Below are 14,834 nucleotides of genomic sequence, written 5' to 3' on the forward strand. Positions count from 1 at the left end.
GGTGCGGCCCTCAAGCGTCTTTCTTCAGCGGATTCGGCTCGCTCTCGGGCGCCTTCTCCCACCCAAACACACTCCGCCCGCCCAGCAAATGCGACTGGTCCATCTCGCCCGCCACAATCTCCTTCAGGCTCGGTCCCGTCACATAGCGTTCCATGCGCCGTGACTCGCCGTCGAGCCTTCTCAGCGCTTCCAATTCCTCGCCGCGTCCGAGCTTCGCCTTGCCTACCGCCGATTTCAGCACGGAAATCGTCTCGTCATAGACCTTCAGCGGCACGGGGAAGGGGTGGCGGTCCTTCCCGCCATGGGCGAGCGAGAAGCGGGCAGGATCGGAGAAGCGGCAGGGCGCGCCGTGCACCACTTCCGAGACCATGGCCAGTGCGCGCACCGTACGCGGGCCGACCCCGGGGACGAGCAGCAGCTCGGGGAAATCCTTCGGGCCGCTTTCGATCGCCGAGGCGATGTTGCCGTGCAGGCGGCGCATGACGATGTCGCTCTCGCGCACGTCGTGATGCGCGGGCATGACCAGGTTGGGCAGAAGCGGCTGTGCGGCGGGTTCGGGTTCGGGGCGAGCCTCCAGCACGGCCAACTCGGTCAGGATCTTTTCCGGGCTCATCGTCTTCAGAAGTTCGACCTGACCGCTGCGCGCTTTCTCCGCGCGACGGTCGGTCAGGTTTACGATTTCGCCCTGGGTCTCGCCCTCGATCGCCGCATGCGGCTGGTCGACGAAGCTCGTCAACCCTTCCGACAGCCAGTGGTAGCGGCGCGCCTGACGGGCGTCGCCGTTCATGCCCTGCTGCACCACCACCCAGCGCCCGTCATCGGCGACGATGAAGCCGTGCAGGTAGAGGTCGTAGCCATCCTGCACGGCGGCGCTGTCCACCTTGGCCACCAGCCGGCTGGCGGAGGCGAGAGCATCGCCATCGAGGCCGACGCGGTCGCCGATCGCCAGCAGCTCGCCCGGCGTTTTGCGCGAATGCGCGCCGCGTCCGCCGCAGACATGGATGCCGAGCTCGCTCGCCATCGGGTTCAGCCCGCGCTTCAGCGCGCCGATCACGGAAGTGGTGATGCCGGACGAATGCCAGTCCATGCCCATCACGGCGCCGAAGGACTGGAACCAGAAGGGATGCGCGAGCCGCCGCAACAGCTCGTCGCGGCCGTAATGGTGGATGATGGCTTCGCAGAGCACCGCGCCGAGCTTGGTCATGCGCTCGCCCAGCCATTTCGGGACCCGCCCGCCATGCAGCGGCAGGTCGGCGCTGCCGCTTCGCTGCGTCAAGGATGTCTCCGTGGATGCCGGAGAGTTAGATGGCATTTTGGCGAGAATTTGCAAGGCGCCGAAGCGATCTCCCCCACAAGGAGGGAGATCAGCCAGTCCGCCGGTCGCATCACCCGCTAATATCGGTAGTAATACCCGTGGTGATGCCTGTGGTGCCGGTAATGATGCCTGTGATGGTACCGGTGCGGATAGACGTAGTAATGTCTGTAATACCGATGGTACCGGTAATGCGGATAGCGGATCACGTAGCCGGGGTAATAATCATCATAGTAACGCGGGCCGTAATAGCGGCCTCCGTAATCGTAGAACGGGCCACCTCCGTAGAACGGGCCGCCGTAGAGCGGATACCCGCCAAACGGTCCGATACCGAGGCCGAAGAATCCTTGCGCATCTGCCGGCGCGACCGTGGCCACTGCCGATGCGACAGCAATTGCGGAGGCAAGTAGAAGCTTTTTCATGGCAACCTCCTCCTGAAGGTTCGGACTGATAACGCTTGAGGAGCCGAAAAGCTGCTTGACGGCCAAAGCCGGCGCGAAAATCGGCAGGATTTGAAGCCGCGCCTGGTTTCCGGGGGCGACTAGCCGCAGATGCGCACTTCCCGCGTGAACCTGTGGTCATGGCTGCGGATTCTCACCACTTCGGCCCGGCAATGGCGGCGCGCGTGCACGACATTCGGCGGGGCGACATAGCTGCTGCTATCATTGCCGTAGGCTGGGCCGTAGCCGGGCCCGTCGTCCAGATAGGAGCCGCCCCAATAGGAGCCGTAGACCGGAGCGGAGCCGTAACTGTCGTAAAAGTCGCCGAATGGGCCGTAGTCGAAATAGCTGCCGCCGAGGAATACGTTGCCTGCATCCGCTGGCGTGATGATGGCTGCTGTCGAGGCCAGGGCGAACATCGAGGCAAACAGAAACTTCTTCATGGCAACCTCCTCCTGAAGGTTCACCCATGATAACGTCCGGCAATTGCGCCACCATGCACAATCAGCAACATTTGAAGGCTTCGTGAGCGCTCGGTCCGCGCTCATGCCGGACGACAGCGCGGAGCGGGCGAAGCCGTTCCGCGCTATCCAACCCGGGCGATTTAGTAGCCGCCGTAGCCGTTACCGCACACCCGCACTTCCTCCACCACGCGATGGTGGTGGCGCCAGTGGGTTATCAGTTGGGTGCGGCAATGATGGCGGTGATGATAGCGCACCACGTAGCCGCCATTGTCGTAGTCGTCGTCGTTGTAGACATGGCGATAATAACGGTGCGGGTAGTATCCGCCATAATCGTTGTAATAGCCGTCGTCATAGCCCGGGCCGACGCCGATACCAAGTTGCACGCTGGCCGCGCTGGCCGGCGCGATCGCGAACGCCGAGGCGATGGCGATCATCGAAGCAAGCAGAAGCTTTTTCATCGCTGCCTCCTATGTTGGACGCCCCTTCGAGAGAATAAACGGCTTCGCGCGGCTGGTGTTCCCGACAACGCTTCGGTTAAGCCGACCCTGGAGACGGATGACAGCTACCCATGACAGGAGGTCTTTGCGTCAATTGTTAGAAGACGTGCAACTGTTGGACATTCTCGCGCGTTGCACACCGGCGAAATATTGCCGATCATCCGACCATCGTGGGACAAGCCGGAGCTCGAAGTGGCAGCCAATCGTCGTAACGGAGCAGCTGCATCGGAGCCGGCGCTGACGAACCTGGTTGCCGCTTCCCGGGGGCATCCGCGCACAGCTCTGCCGACAGTGGCGAGCGTGGTCATCACGGTCGCCGCGCTTTATTTCGGGCGCGAGGTGTTCCTGCCGATCGCGGTCGCGGTGCTTCTGACCTTTGCCATCGCCCCGGTCGTTTCATGGCTCAAACGCCTCGGCATTCCCCGCCTTGCCGCGGTCATTGCCAGCGTCGCCGGCGCCTTCGCCGCACTTTCGCTGTTCTCCTTCGTCGTCGCCACCCAGGTCAGCGACCTCGCGCAGAACATTCCTGTCTACCAGATCAACATCCTGACCAAGGTCCGCGCGCTAAAGGAGAACGGCCTCGGCGGCGGCATCGTCTCGCGCCTCAGCGGCGTCATCGAACGTGTCGGCCAGGAAATTGACCGCCAGGAGCCGCAACTGCCCTCTGCCGCGCAAACGCCGAAGCGCGAGCCGATCCCCGTCGAGGTCGTCTCGCACGAAAAACCGCTCGAGGTGCTGCAGAACCTGATCGAGCCACTGATCAGCCCGCTGGGCTCGGCCGGCCTCGTCATCATCGTCGTCATCTTCATGCTGATGGAACGGGAGGACCTGCGCGATCGCTTCATTAGGCTGGTGGGCTATGGCGATCTCCACCGCACCACACAGGCGCTCCAGGATGCTGGCAAGCGCGTCGGCCAGTATTTGCTGATGCAACTGGTGGTGAACACCATCTATGCCATGCCTATCACCGTGGGACTTTGGGTGCTGGGTATTCCTAACGCGTTGCTTTGGGGGCTGTTGGCGCTGGCGCTGCGCTTTGTCCCCTATATCGGCCCGATCATCGGCGCACTGCTGCCGTTGTTCCTGGCCTTGGCGGTGGCGCCGGGCTGGTCGCTGCTTTTATGGACCGCCGCGCTTTTCATCGTCGTGGAGCTCGTCACCGGCAACGTCATCGAGCCCTGGCTTTATGGCTCGCACACCGGGCTCTCGCCCTTGGCCATCATCGTGGCGGCGATCTTCTGGACCTGGCTGTGGGGACCGATCGGCCTGGTGCTGTCGACGCCGCTCACCGTCTGCCTGGTGGTGCTCGGCCGGCATGTGCCGCAGTTCGAGTTCCTTGACGTGCTGTTCGGCAACGAACCGGTGCTGGAGCCGCATGCCAGGCTCTATCAGCGGTTGCTGGCCGGCGATCCGGACGAGGCGACCGATCATGCCGAGGAGATGTTGGAGGACAAGTACCTATTCGAATTCTACGGCAAGGTGGCGATCCCGGCGCTGCTGCTCGGCGAGCAGGACCGGGAGCGCGGCGTCATGGATGACGAGCAGCGGCGGCAGGTCGCCGACAGCGCTATCACGCTGGTCGCCAATCTCGACGACAGCGCCCAGCAGGAGGCCGAGGAGGAAGAGAGCGAGCAGGCGGCCGCTGCCGATGAAAATGTAGCCGACGACAAGGCTGGCGAGAAAAACTCCGGCGAGGCCAAGTCTGCCGAGGGGGGCGCGGAGGAAGAGGAGGTCGATCTGCCCGACGGTTCGGGCATCGCGGTGCTCTGCGCCGGGGGGCGAGGCGAGCTCGACGACGCTGCCGCTGCTATGCTGGCGCAGGTGCTGGAGGTGCAGGGCGCTTCGGCATCTAAGACGAGCTTCACGGAACTCCAACCATTGGCGATCCGCCGCCTCGACCTCGAAACCATCGATGCCGTGGTGATCGGGTTCCTCAACCGCCAATCCACCCGGCACGCGCGCTTCATGGTTCGTCGGCTGAAGCGCATCAAGCCGAAACTTCGGGTGGGCATCGTGTTCTGGTCGGAAGTCGGAAATGGTGATGTCGAGGCTGCGGCAGAACTGGCCACCACGCTTAACGCCGACTTCGTGGCCTTCGGTATGGTTGATGCGGTGACCGGAGCGCTTTCCAAAAAGACGGCCGTCACGCTCAAGGCCGGCCACCGGCGCAGGCAGCCGGCGCGCAGGAAGCAGTTGCAGGCCGCGGAGTGAGAGCGGCGCGCCCGCCAGTCGGGATAGCGGTGGAGAAAGAAAACTCGCCGGGCCTGCCCCTTATGCCCAAAGCCCACAGGCCCGGCGAGATTCAAACCTGATCCCCCGATCAGGACCGGCGGGAGGACACCGGCAATTTCTTCATAGCAAGGCGGATGCCAGTCCCGAAATGGTACAGCGACGCTCAACACCGCAAGTTCTGCGGAACGTCTGTTAAGTGTTGCTAATGTGCTACAGCCTGCCGCCACACCAAACCCGTCGCCACCTCGCTTTCTGTTGTCGCATCGCCGCGTGCAACGCGTGTTGTCATCGGCTATGCCGTCGCAAGCCAATTCCGGCGAAACCAGGAGCATGCGATGACCAGACCCACCATCCTCAAATTCGGCACCGTCGAGCATGCCGATGGCGGCGACCTGCCGGGCTGGGTCGTTGTCGAGGGTAGGCCGACCATGCAGACCGCCGTTCAGCACACCACCGAGGACGGCAAGGTGATGTCGGGCACCTGGCGCGCGTCGCCCGGCACCTATCACGCCACCTACACCGACTATGAATTCGTCCACATGATCGCCGGCCGCATCATCATCACGCCCGACGGGGGCGAGCCGGTCGAGGTCGGCCCCGGCGATGCTTTCGTGGTCGAGGCCGATTTCAAGGGCACCTGGAAGATCATTGAGCCGGTGACCAAGCATTTTGTGGTTGTGGTGGGGTGAGGACGCCGGCGCTGAAGCTGCTGATCTCTCCCCCTCGTGGCGGAGGCAGCCTCAGCGCCCCACCTTCGAAATCACCCTTTTCTCCACCTCCGGCTCCAGCGATTCCGCGAAGGGCGTCGCCATATGGTGCTGGTCGCGGAAGGCGAGCTTGCCGTCGATGAAGACGTGGCACGTCGTGGCGCTGCAGAAGCGATCGGTGAGGTCGACATAGGAAGCGTTGGGGACGCTGTCGACGATGTCGCGCTCCACCGCAGCCATTCGGTCGTTGGCGGCATACGCCCGCGTCTGGTCGCAGCGCGAGGGCGCTTCGTTCCGCCATAGCGCCCGCGCCACGCAAGTGTCGACATTGGCGTTGTTGAACGGCACGTCGCGGATGAAGGCGACCTTGAGGCCGGCCTGGCTCAGGCTGGTGAGCGTCGAGCGAAGGCCGGCCCGCCAGTCGGCGTCCTGGCTATCCGTATCGCCTCCGCGGCCCGCCATCTTGCGTCCGCTGGTCAGCGCCAGCTCCGAGATGACCACCAGCGCCGGTCTTGCCCCGATGATTTCCCTGATTGCCTGCTCGCGCCAGCGGTCGCATTCGCTATAGGGCCGCTTCAGCTCGGACGACCAGACGCTGATGCGCGAGGCGCGGCAGGAATTCTTCAGCCAAGTGACCACCTGGTAGCCGTTCTTGCGGCCCGCCTCGATCAGCGGCGTCGACCAGTGGTCGGCATGGGAATCGCCGAAGAGAGCGATGACACGCTGTCCGTCGCCGAACACGCAAGGGGCCGGCGTCACGCTCTGGTAGTCCTGTACGCAGCCGGCCTTGGCCCGGGCCGTGGACGGTTCGGCGGCGCTGGCGGCGATGATGCGCTGCTCCGCATCGAGACCGTGCACGGCGAGCCGCGCATTGCCGTAGGCGGCTGCGACGCCGGTGCCGGTCAGGAGGAGGGCCGGCACCAGCGCCCGCGCCGCATTGGCCGTCAGCCAGCCGTTGCGACGGATCGGGTTCTCGATGAGGTGATAGCTGAGGGCAGACAGCGCCAGCGTCAGCGCAAGGCAGGAAAGCCGCTCGGCGGGCGTCATTTCCGGCGCCAGCATGCCGGCATAGACGATGACCGGCCAATGCCACAGATAGATCGAGTAGGAGAGCTTGCCGAGCCATTGCAATGGCGGCAGCGCCAGGGCGGCATTCACGCAGTTCCAATCGGAATTGCGCAAACGGCCGTCCCTGGCGCCGGCCGCTCCCGCCTTGAGCAGAAGGACCGTGCCGACCACAGGCAAAAGCGCCAGAAAGCCGGGGAAGGGAGCGTCCTTGCTGAAGGTGAGATAAGCGGCCCCGATCATCGTCAGCCCGGTCAGGCTTAACGCCCGCCCCAGCCGCGGGCGCTCCTGCAACAGCCGCGCCGGCGCCATCGATGCGAGGCCGCCGGCGGCAAATTCCCATGCGCGCAGCGGCGAAAAGTAGAACGCCCAGGGCTGCGAGACGCTCGTCAGCCAGGCGCAGAGGATGAAGGAAACGAGGCCGATAGCGGCGATCGCGGCCATGATGGCGCGCTTGCCCGGCTTCATCCACGCCGCCAGCATCAGCAGTGCCGGCCAGGCGAGATAGAATTGCTCCTCGACCGACAGCGACCAGTAGTGGATGAACGGATTGCTGGTGGCGTCATTGGTGAAGTAGTCGAACGACCAGCGGATCAGCCACAGATTGATCATATAGGCCGACGCGAACATCGCGCCCTTGGAATAGAGCGCCTGCTCCTCCGGCGACAGGATGACCGCGCCTGCGGCAAGCGTCGCGGCGATGACGAAAAGCGCCGCCGGCAACAGGCGCCGCGCGCGCCGGGCATAGAAACGCAACAGATCGAGTCGGCCGGTGTCGGAGATTTCGGCGGCGAGACGGCGGGTGATCAGGTAGCCCGAGATGACGAAGAAGATGTCGACCCCGGCAAAGCCGCCGGGCAGCGCGCTTAGGCCGAAATGGAAGGCGACCACGCCCGCCACGGCCAGCGCCCGTAACCCCTCTATGTCGGGTCGGAAGTCCTGCGCCGATGCTGACACGAATACGAACCTCGCAACGTTCGGTCGTATCCCGCCTGCGGCAAAGCCTCGTCCCTATGCTCCGATATCGCAATGCAACAATTCTAACGCAGTGCAACATAACGGGAGATCAGGCGCCCCTAATCATCACCTCGGCTTCGATCTCGACCGGGAAATTCAAGGGCAGGGCGGCGACGCCTATCGCCGTGCGGGCATGGTCCCGCCGGAATGGCTACCTTTTGTCTTACGCGGTTGCGGACCAAAACCGCCGAGCGCGGTTGCCGCAATTGCTCTAGAAATGAAGGTCGAGCGGCTGCGGATAGGCTTGGCCCGGGTCGGTTTCCTTCGACGTCAATCCGGCCGAGGGCAGGATACCGCCGGTGGCCGTCTGATCGAGCGGCGGCCGGCTCTTTTCGTGGCCGGTCCTTGTCTCGGTCAGCGGGATCTTTGTTTTGGCCTCGGCGGCTTGCGACAGCGCAAGCGCCATGACAAGCGCGGATACAACGAATTTCATGACAGCTCCCTATATTCATCCCGAATGTATTCATCCCGAGGCGACCCTAGCGCCGGTCGCCAAGCCGCAAAGACTATGCGGGTGGAACTCGGTGGAATTCTTTGTATTTCCTGCGACATTAGAAGTGGAAAATAGGCGTGCCGGCAATGCAGACTGTTGCCGGCGTGCTGAATGCAATCGTGGGCAATTCGTCAGATGCCGAAATGGGCTGGCGGCGAAAGACGTTGAGGGGTTTGTGGCATGGCGCAGCACATCGCGCAAAAATTGAGGCTGACTTCGGCCTTGCTGGGTGCGGTGACCCGCAAGGATCTCGCAGCGGCGTTCCGCGCCGTCAATCCCAGAACGGCATTCGATCTCGGCCGCGCCGACAAATGGCTGCAGGGTCGGGCTCATCCGCGCGAGCTCAGCGTCTATGAGGATTGGGCAAAGCTGCTGCAGCTGGAGCAGCCCGGCGTGTGGATCGCCGAAAGCGATCTGCCGAGCTTCACCGCCGCCGTCTGCGCCCGTCACGGCATGGACCGCGGCGCGCTCGAACGGCTCGCCGCGCAACAGTTCGAGGCAGCCTCCGCGCATGACGACCGCGCCCAGAGCATCGCGCTGATCGGAAGCTATGCTTGCTATTCGCGCGCCTGGTCGCCCTACTATCGCGGTCAGCTTATCAAGGGCAGCCTGTCGATTGAAGGGGGGCCGGGCGTGCACGGCCTCACCGCCCATTACCGCGAGGCCTTGCCGACCGGCCAGCTCGTTCTGGTTGGTCCCGTGACGCCGGCCAAGCGCGGCCTTTACGTCCATGTCAGGGAGGTCGGCGGCGATGCCCAGTTCTTCTTCAGCCTGTTCCCCCAGTCACAACCGGGCAGCGTGCTCGGCGGCTATATGTGCGGTACAGCCATCATTGGCCCGGAGGCGCAGCCCTCATTCACCAGGATCCTCATGGTGCGCCTGCGCGATCCGGTGCCCGGCGCCACCGCATGGGGAGGATATCTGCTTGCGCAGGGATCGATCGCCGCCGACCTTGCGGCGCTCGGCATAGCCGTCGAGCATCCGGAGGCTGTCGACCGGCTGGTCGGCCGCTTCCTGGGAGCCGACGGCGTGGGCGACATCGGACAGATACCGCCGGCCGAGTTCCGCGCCATCCTTGACGTGTTCGATCGCCACTGGCTGCGGCAGGCTGGCTAACCCGGGGCTGTCGCAAGATGTCGGAGAACGGCATCGGATGTTGCCGCCCAGCCATCACAGCCTGCACACTTTCGGTTGTAGTCGACCCTTCGGCGCACCTCGGTCACGGAAATGTTCTTTGACCGAAACCCGTTCGCGCCCCGTGTTGGGTCGTGAATTGGGCGAAGGGCGTTATCCACGAAGAAGGCTTGCGAGAAGCCGGTGCTGTCGAACCGCGAGAAGCTGTCGAGCGTCGCCGCTGTCGCCCTCCCTTCAAATATCAAGCTTTGATATCGGGTGACATATCACCGGCTGGCGCGCTCATCGGCTCGCGGCCGGTCGTTTGGCGGCAGTTGCAGGGCGGCCAAATTTGGCCCCGCTTGACGCGGCGGATGCGGGGCATAGTTGCTGTCCCGATCTCATCGTCGATCGGGTCAAGGCAGCCGATGAAAAAGCCATATTGCAAACCGACGCTAGCCAGACGTGACAGGCTTTCGGCGGCGACCGCAGCCACGCCGTCTTCCGGCTTCACGTTCTGAGATTTTTTCAGAACGCACATTTTTGGCTCGATTGGTTTAAAGCAAGCTGTTCTTAAGCTGGAAGTCTTGCCGGCCAGGAGCGGGCGGTACACTGCGCAGGTGCCCGCCCGTCCGGCGCCGCCGCCAAGCTGCTGAAACCCCGTCCGTCCCCAACAGCAACGGTCACGGCGTGACCAGTGGCTGCGGAGTGCCATTGGCGCGGGGCCCTGTCAACGCCGCCGACGAGCGGCCCGGGAGCGTCCTTTTAGCCGCCTTTTTTTGCGTGAAGCACGCTTTGGAGCCACGTCGGAACCAAGGCGAAGAGCCCGAAATGGCGGAATTCCAGGCTTTTCCGATGTCCGACAGGCCGCGCTGCACACATATGCTTATCCGCTTGAATAAGCTGATTTTTCGCCCGCCGGCATGTCTCTTCGACCCCGACTTTTTTTGGGTGCAATTCGGCAGTGCAGCATCGGCGCCGGCGACGGATTCCCCCGGAGAGAGCGGCATGGGAGGACATCTGTGAGCCGTTTCATGATCCGCTCATGAAAGACGTGATAGAGTGTCGCCAGCGAATGGGGGAAGTTGCGATGGCCAATCGGTTGTTCGACGTTCTTGCCAGACGGCGGTCATGGCTGGACCGGGTCGGATTGGGGCTGCTTGTCTTCCTGGCGACCTTGATCGCGGCGCTGATGGGCGGCGCCGGCGCCTAATGCATCTCACCCAAAAGTGCGCAGCGGTTTTGGGGAATGACATGCATCAAAACAAAGACTTAAAGTGCGCCGACTGAATCCGTTCAGCGCGACGCGCTTTAAGCACCACGGAGCAAAAGCGGTCGGCCTATTTCCTTCGTCCGATCGCCCTGAATTCGAAGACCGCGGGCCTGAGCCTCAACGGCCGTGGCCGCTCGGTGAAGTCGACGACGCGGACCCACCTGTCGGCGCCGGCGCGCAAGGTGACTTTCTGGCCAAGCGCTTTCTCAGCCGCCTCGAAAGGTGTGTTGGCTTCCGTCGAATGGACCGCGACGACGGCTTCGCCGTCCATTTCCTCGACGCGATAGGTTTTCATGCGCGTCTCCAGGGCGTCCGCCGTTCCCTACCTGCGCGAGCGTCTTTATATATTAGAGGTGTCGAATAAAAGGCAAGACGCGCGGGTCCAGCCATCGTCTGATCGAAGAAGCCCGAGTTAGTCCTGCTTATTGGCGGGCGCGCTGTAGCCGCGCAGGCCGGTTCCGCTGCAGGCCTGGCAGGAAACCCGTTGACCCCGGCAATTGTCGCGCAATGCGCCGGAGGGACAGCAAGCGCCGTTCGACGCTGCCTGCTTCTCGCATTCGAACACCTTGCCGGCGCCCAAGCACCGGGGGCAGGCGAACTTCCTGAATTCGCTCAAAGAGAGCCTCCGGCCGTTTCACAGGCGCCCCGCAACGCGCTGACCGTGCCGCGGGTTCCATGACAGACACGGTTTTCCTGCGTAGGATAAATACGTTAGTATCTGCTAATGTTACATCGATATCGCCTGCAACGCGCGGTTGGATCAATGACGTTGCGGCGGCGTATCAGGCCATGCCTTCTCGCCCCCGCCAAATGGGGGGGACACACCTCTTTCACCAGCCCGCGAGTCAGCGATGTGCCGGATCGCGTCGAGCCTTGGATGCCACAAAAGCGAGATTGTCAGCGCGGCGAGTTTCACCGGCAGCGCGAAGGTGGACAGGCCGATTGGAGGGGGCGCTGCAGCGCCTGATCTCCGGCGCCCCGGCCTGCGCCTTTCGTACAGGATTGCCGACGGGGACGTCGGAGAAAAGGAGGCTTTGAGCTGAGAAGTGTGGGCAGTGTCACTCAGGCCAATGCATGGATGGACTACAACGTCTCTACAGTCGGGGCGAGGCAGCGATTCCGCCGGACTGCCGAGTTGGCGTGGCGGGAGGTCGAAGCGATGCATGAAACATGGTGGCGGCGGCGGGAAGCTCAGCCCCTCATTCCGGAAAGTGAACTTCGTTTCATGATGAAGCTCGGGCGTCTGGAACGCGGCGAGGCAATGAGATTGCTGGGACGATGCCGCGGGGATCGCGAGGCGGTCTATGCCGAGTTGAGGACGCGCGATCTGCTCAGGGAACGCAGCGCGCGGCCTCACTGACCAGTTCACGCCGCCATTTGAACTTACAGTCCGAGCGTCCAGCCGGCCGCCGTTTCAGGTTTCCCGCCTGGCCGGAATGACGCAACGAAGATGGCCGGCCGATGTGTAGATTCGACGAAAGCGGCTGCGGCCATCTCGACGACGTCGGCGGAATGGTCGACCTTGTCGAGGCGCTTCACCACGCGGTCATGAAGCAGCCACAGCCTTGCGGCCCGGTGCAGATCGGCGCGCTTCTCGTGGTGCATATCGAGGGGTGCGAACATAACCATCTCCGCAAACGGCGATGCCGAGCGTTTGTTCCAATCGATCCGCGTGATAGCGATGCCTCCGGGCAGTTTCGAGAGTCAAAGATGCTTCCGCGATCGCGTAATTTCGCCGTCGCTGGTGAGATCTATCTTTGCCTGGCGGCGGTGCCCATTCCGCCCTTCAGCCGGAGCCTCGGCTACCCCAACGAACCTCCACCCACCGCGGCTCCGGCTTCGCTCATCGCGTCGCTGAGGCTTTCAGCTGCCGCAAGGCGCTCGGCCTCCATTTCCAGCTCCGTCAGCTTGGATTTGGTCTCACGCGGCTCCGCATGCTCGAGCCCGATCACATCGTTGCGCGTTTGGCGAAGCGCGATGACGATCTCGTCGAGCTTGGCGTGGATGGCCGCGGTGTCGCGGTAGCGCTGGATGAGGACCACGCCGGTGGTGATGATGGCCGCCACCGACAACGTATAGGTCACGACATTGGTCGGCCGAACGGCACCAGGAGCGTGCGGGCCACCATGGCGACGACCATAGTGTAGAAGCCGGGCGGGCGTGACAGGAAATCGGCGGCGCGAAAAAGATGACGGTTCATCGCCGCCTAACCAAGCAATAACCCGGCTATTAGCACGGTGAGCAGCATCGAGGCCGGCACGGCCAGAAGCCAGCGCGCCTCCAGAACACTGTTGCGGTCGTCGTTCATGTCGGTTGCTCCAATTGGCAGCCGCGAAGCTGCGGATTCGATGTCGGCAAACGAGCGCCGAACCTCCTTCGTTCCGCCGATCGGGCGACGGTCTGAAACCCATCGGACTGAGGTCGGACCGGCATGCGAAGAGGACCGAGCGGGGCAACCAAAGCCAGGACTCCGCATTGGCAAGCGCCAATTTTCTCGCGCCGCCGACAGGGAGCACTCATGAACCTCGATAGACCGACAGACGATGCCGAAGACCAGCCATACGAGCCGGCGTTCTTCGCCAGCAAATACGGCCTGCCGCCGCGACTAGCCAAGACGATGATCGAGGCAAATGGCGGCGGGCGCCGCGCCTGCGACGCCGCGGCCGCGACCTACCTGAGATATGTCGCGCTTCGGCGCCGGCGGGGCGGCTGAACTCGGTTGCCGGGCGCGTCGGCCCGGCCCGCATCGGTGCTGGGTCAGACGCATATCAGCCCGGAACCAAAGCGGTGAACAGCGGTTTATCCGGCGAAGGGATGCTTCAGGAATTAGGATTAGAGCAATGAAAACAGTACTTCTTGCTGCCTTGGCGCTCTGTGTCGCCGCACCCGCCGTCGCCTCGGCGGCCGAGGCCGATGTCGTCATCAGGACACATCACAGGCATTATTATCACCACCGGCCGGCAGTCGTTATCAATGACGAGGGCCACCGTTTGCATCACCGCCATCACGGCACCGTCGCCTTCTATGACAATGGCGAGCGCGGCTGGCGTCACCGCCATCACCGCCGTGACGACACGGTCGTCGCCACCGGTTCCATTCACCGGCATCATCATCGTCCGGTCGTCGTCGAGGGCGGCTCTGACTATTGAGATACCGTCTACCGTAGAAAATCCGGTCCTGCACATGGGCAATCACGCTCAAGCCGGACCGGATTTTTCATGCTGAATGGGAGACACCGGTAGTCTCTGTTTACACCGCGCTTTTGAGCACGCCCGCCTGAACCAGGGCGGCCGCCGGGTTGAGGCTGTCTACCAGGCCGGTCGGGAGCAGAATGGTGGCGCCGCGCTCCTTGGTCGTCTCGTAGATGATGTTCATAGCGCGCAGCTGAAGTGCGGCCGGATGGTCGGCATAGGTGGTGGCCGCCTCGACGAATTTGGCTGCGACTTCCGCCTCCGCCGAACCGAGGATGACACGCGCTTCCTTCTCGCGCTCGGCCTGCGCCTGGCGCGACATGGCGTCCTGCAGCGCGACGGGGATGGCGACGTCGCGGATCTCGACCGACATCACCGTGATGCCCCATTGCGCCGTCTTGGCGCCGATCACGTCGCGCAGATGCTCATCCGCCGCCCTGCGGTCGGACAGCAGCGAGGACAGCATCGAGGAGCCGATCATCTCGCGCAGCGAGGTCTGCGCCACGCGGTCGATTGCCTCGCGGTAATTGGTGATTTCCAGTGCCGCCTGGCCCGCGTCATGCACATGCCAAAAGATAACCGCATCGACATTGACGGGTACCGTATCCCTGGTCAGCGCCTCCTCGGCGTTGAAGGCCGTGGTCTGGATGCGCTGGTCGATGACGGCCACGACATTGTCGAGGACCGGGACGATCATGAATAGGCCGGGGCCGCGCACGCCAAGCAGGTTGCCGGCGCGCAGCACCACGAAGCGCTGCCAGGTGTTGGCCATCTTCAGCGAGGCGGCGATCAGTGCCGCGATAACAAAGAAGGGCGTGCCAGCCCACGTTCCGGCCAGCGCGCCGATACCGGCGCCGATCAGGACGAAGACGACGGTGAGGAAAAGGGTGATCGGATTCATCGGATAGCTCCTTGTCGCGGCCTCTGGTGGGTCGCGCGATGCCGCAACGGGCCTCGCGAGGAGCGCCGGCGGTCCGGGCTGGACCGCCTGGCCGGCATATCTGGGATCGATCACGCTTGTCGCGAGGAC

Annotated in this window: 16 protein-coding genes and 1 pseudogene; 6 read left to right on the forward strand and 11 right to left on the reverse strand. The window is 63.6% G+C overall.

Annotated elements, in window-relative coordinates; translation table 11 throughout:
* Nucleotides 1–10 precede the first annotated feature (10 nt).
* The 4 genes from FJW06_RS16195 to FJW06_RS16210 all read right to left on the reverse strand — a co-directional run bounded on the left by FJW06_RS16195 (nucleotide 11) and on the right by FJW06_RS16210 (nucleotide 2,674).
* A complete protein-coding gene (locus FJW06_RS16195) occupies nucleotides 11–1,276 on the reverse strand; it encodes a DUF763 domain-containing protein (RefSeq protein ID WP_140753242.1) in 1,266 nt (421 codons plus the stop codon).
* Nucleotides 1,277–1,392: 116 nt separating this feature from the next.
* On the reverse strand, nucleotides 1,393–1,734 hold the full coding sequence (locus FJW06_RS16200) for a hypothetical protein (protein WP_140753243.1): 342 nt from the start codon (nucleotides 1,732–1,734) through the stop codon (nucleotides 1,393–1,395).
* Between the two features lie 119 nt (nucleotides 1,735–1,853).
* Nucleotides 1,854–2,195, reverse strand: a complete 342-nt coding sequence (locus tag FJW06_RS16205) for a hypothetical protein (RefSeq protein WP_140753244.1) — start codon at nucleotides 2,193–2,195, stop codon at nucleotides 1,854–1,856.
* 161 nt (nucleotides 2,196–2,356) lie between these two features.
* Entirely contained in the window at nucleotides 2,357–2,674 is a 318-nt protein-coding gene (locus FJW06_RS16210) for a hypothetical protein (protein WP_140753245.1), read from the reverse strand.
* Nucleotides 2,675–2,905: 231 nt separating this feature from the next.
* On the opposite strand from FJW06_RS16210, the gene FJW06_RS16215 reads away from it, so the two are divergent.
* Together FJW06_RS16215 and FJW06_RS16220 are read left to right on the forward strand one after the other, a co-directional pair.
* Nucleotides 2,906–4,924 (forward strand): AI-2E family transporter, encoded by a 2,019-nt coding sequence (locus tag FJW06_RS16215; protein WP_140753246.1) that lies wholly within the window; start codon nucleotides 2,906–2,908, stop codon nucleotides 4,922–4,924.
* A gap of 356 nt (nucleotides 4,925–5,280) precedes the next feature.
* A complete protein-coding gene (locus FJW06_RS16220) occupies nucleotides 5,281–5,634 on the forward strand; it encodes a cupin domain-containing protein (protein WP_140753247.1) in 354 nt (117 codons plus the stop codon).
* Nucleotides 5,635–5,685: 51 nt separating this feature from the next.
* Here the strand turns inward: FJW06_RS16220 and FJW06_RS16225 are convergent, their stop codons facing one another.
* Together FJW06_RS16225 and FJW06_RS16235 are read right to left on the reverse strand one after the other, a co-directional pair.
* Nucleotides 5,686–7,674, reverse strand: a complete 1,989-nt coding sequence (locus tag FJW06_RS16225; RefSeq protein ID WP_140753248.1) for an acyltransferase family protein — start codon at nucleotides 7,672–7,674, stop codon at nucleotides 5,686–5,688.
* 271 nt (nucleotides 7,675–7,945) lie between these two features.
* Entirely contained in the window at nucleotides 7,946–8,167 is a 222-nt protein-coding gene (locus FJW06_RS16235; RefSeq protein WP_140753249.1) for a hypothetical protein, read from the reverse strand.
* Nucleotides 8,168–8,407: 240 nt separating this feature from the next.
* Between FJW06_RS16235 and FJW06_RS16240 the strand changes: the two genes are divergently transcribed.
* Nucleotides 8,408–9,343, forward strand: coding sequence for a hypothetical protein (locus FJW06_RS16240; RefSeq protein ID WP_140753250.1), 936 nt, complete (start codon nucleotides 8,408–8,410; stop codon nucleotides 9,341–9,343).
* A gap of 259 nt (nucleotides 9,344–9,602) precedes the next feature.
* Here the strand turns inward: FJW06_RS16240 and FJW06_RS16245 are convergent, their stop codons facing one another.
* The gene (locus tag FJW06_RS16245) at nucleotides 9,603–9,881 is read right to left on the reverse strand and encodes a hypothetical protein (protein WP_140753251.1); all 279 of its coding nucleotides are present in this window, start codon (nucleotides 9,879–9,881) and stop codon (nucleotides 9,603–9,605) included.
* A gap of 549 nt (nucleotides 9,882–10,430) precedes the next feature.
* Between FJW06_RS16245 and FJW06_RS30830 the strand changes: the two genes are divergently transcribed.
* Nucleotides 10,431–10,553, forward strand: coding sequence for a hypothetical protein (locus FJW06_RS30830; RefSeq protein WP_281404885.1), 123 nt, complete (start codon nucleotides 10,431–10,433; stop codon nucleotides 10,551–10,553).
* Nucleotides 10,554–10,680: 127 nt separating this feature from the next.
* Here the strand turns inward: FJW06_RS30830 and FJW06_RS16250 are convergent, their stop codons facing one another.
* The 3 genes and pseudogenes from FJW06_RS16250 to FJW06_RS16260 all read right to left on the reverse strand — a co-directional run bounded on the left by FJW06_RS16250 (nucleotide 10,681) and on the right by FJW06_RS16260 (nucleotide 12,813).
* Entirely contained in the window at nucleotides 10,681–10,908 is a 228-nt protein-coding gene (locus FJW06_RS16250) for a hypothetical protein (RefSeq protein ID WP_140753252.1), read from the reverse strand.
* Nucleotides 10,909–11,996: 1,088 nt separating this feature from the next.
* Nucleotides 11,997–12,236, reverse strand: a complete 240-nt coding sequence (locus tag FJW06_RS16255) for a hypothetical protein (RefSeq protein WP_140753253.1) — start codon at nucleotides 12,234–12,236, stop codon at nucleotides 11,997–11,999.
* Nucleotides 12,237–12,415: 179 nt separating this feature from the next.
* A pseudogene (locus FJW06_RS16260) lies at nucleotides 12,416–12,813 on the reverse strand (low affinity iron permease family protein).
* A 318-nt stretch (nucleotides 12,814–13,131) separates the two neighbouring features.
* On the opposite strand from FJW06_RS16260, the gene FJW06_RS16265 reads away from it, so the two are divergent.
* Together FJW06_RS16265 and FJW06_RS16270 are read left to right on the forward strand one after the other, a co-directional pair.
* Nucleotides 13,132–13,326 carry a hypothetical protein gene (locus tag FJW06_RS16265; protein WP_140753254.1) on the forward strand — a complete coding sequence of 65 codons (195 nt, stop codon included), beginning with the start codon at nucleotides 13,132–13,134 and terminating at the stop codon, nucleotides 13,324–13,326.
* A 127-nt stretch (nucleotides 13,327–13,453) separates the two neighbouring features.
* Nucleotides 13,454–13,762: a hypothetical protein gene (locus FJW06_RS16270; protein WP_140753255.1), complete on the forward strand. Its 309-nt coding sequence runs from the start codon at nucleotides 13,454–13,456 to the stop codon at nucleotides 13,760–13,762.
* A gap of 100 nt (nucleotides 13,763–13,862) precedes the next feature.
* On the opposite strand, the gene FJW06_RS16275 is transcribed toward FJW06_RS16270, so the two are convergent.
* A complete protein-coding gene (locus tag FJW06_RS16275; protein ID WP_140753256.1) occupies nucleotides 13,863–14,705 on the reverse strand; it encodes a slipin family protein in 843 nt (280 codons plus the stop codon).
* Nucleotides 14,706–14,834: the final 129 nt, after the last annotated feature.

Origin of the sequence: Mesorhizobium sp. B4-1-3, assembly GCF_006439355.1 — a bacterium.
Taxonomy (GTDB): Bacteria; Pseudomonadota; Alphaproteobacteria; order Rhizobiales; family Rhizobiaceae; genus Mesorhizobium.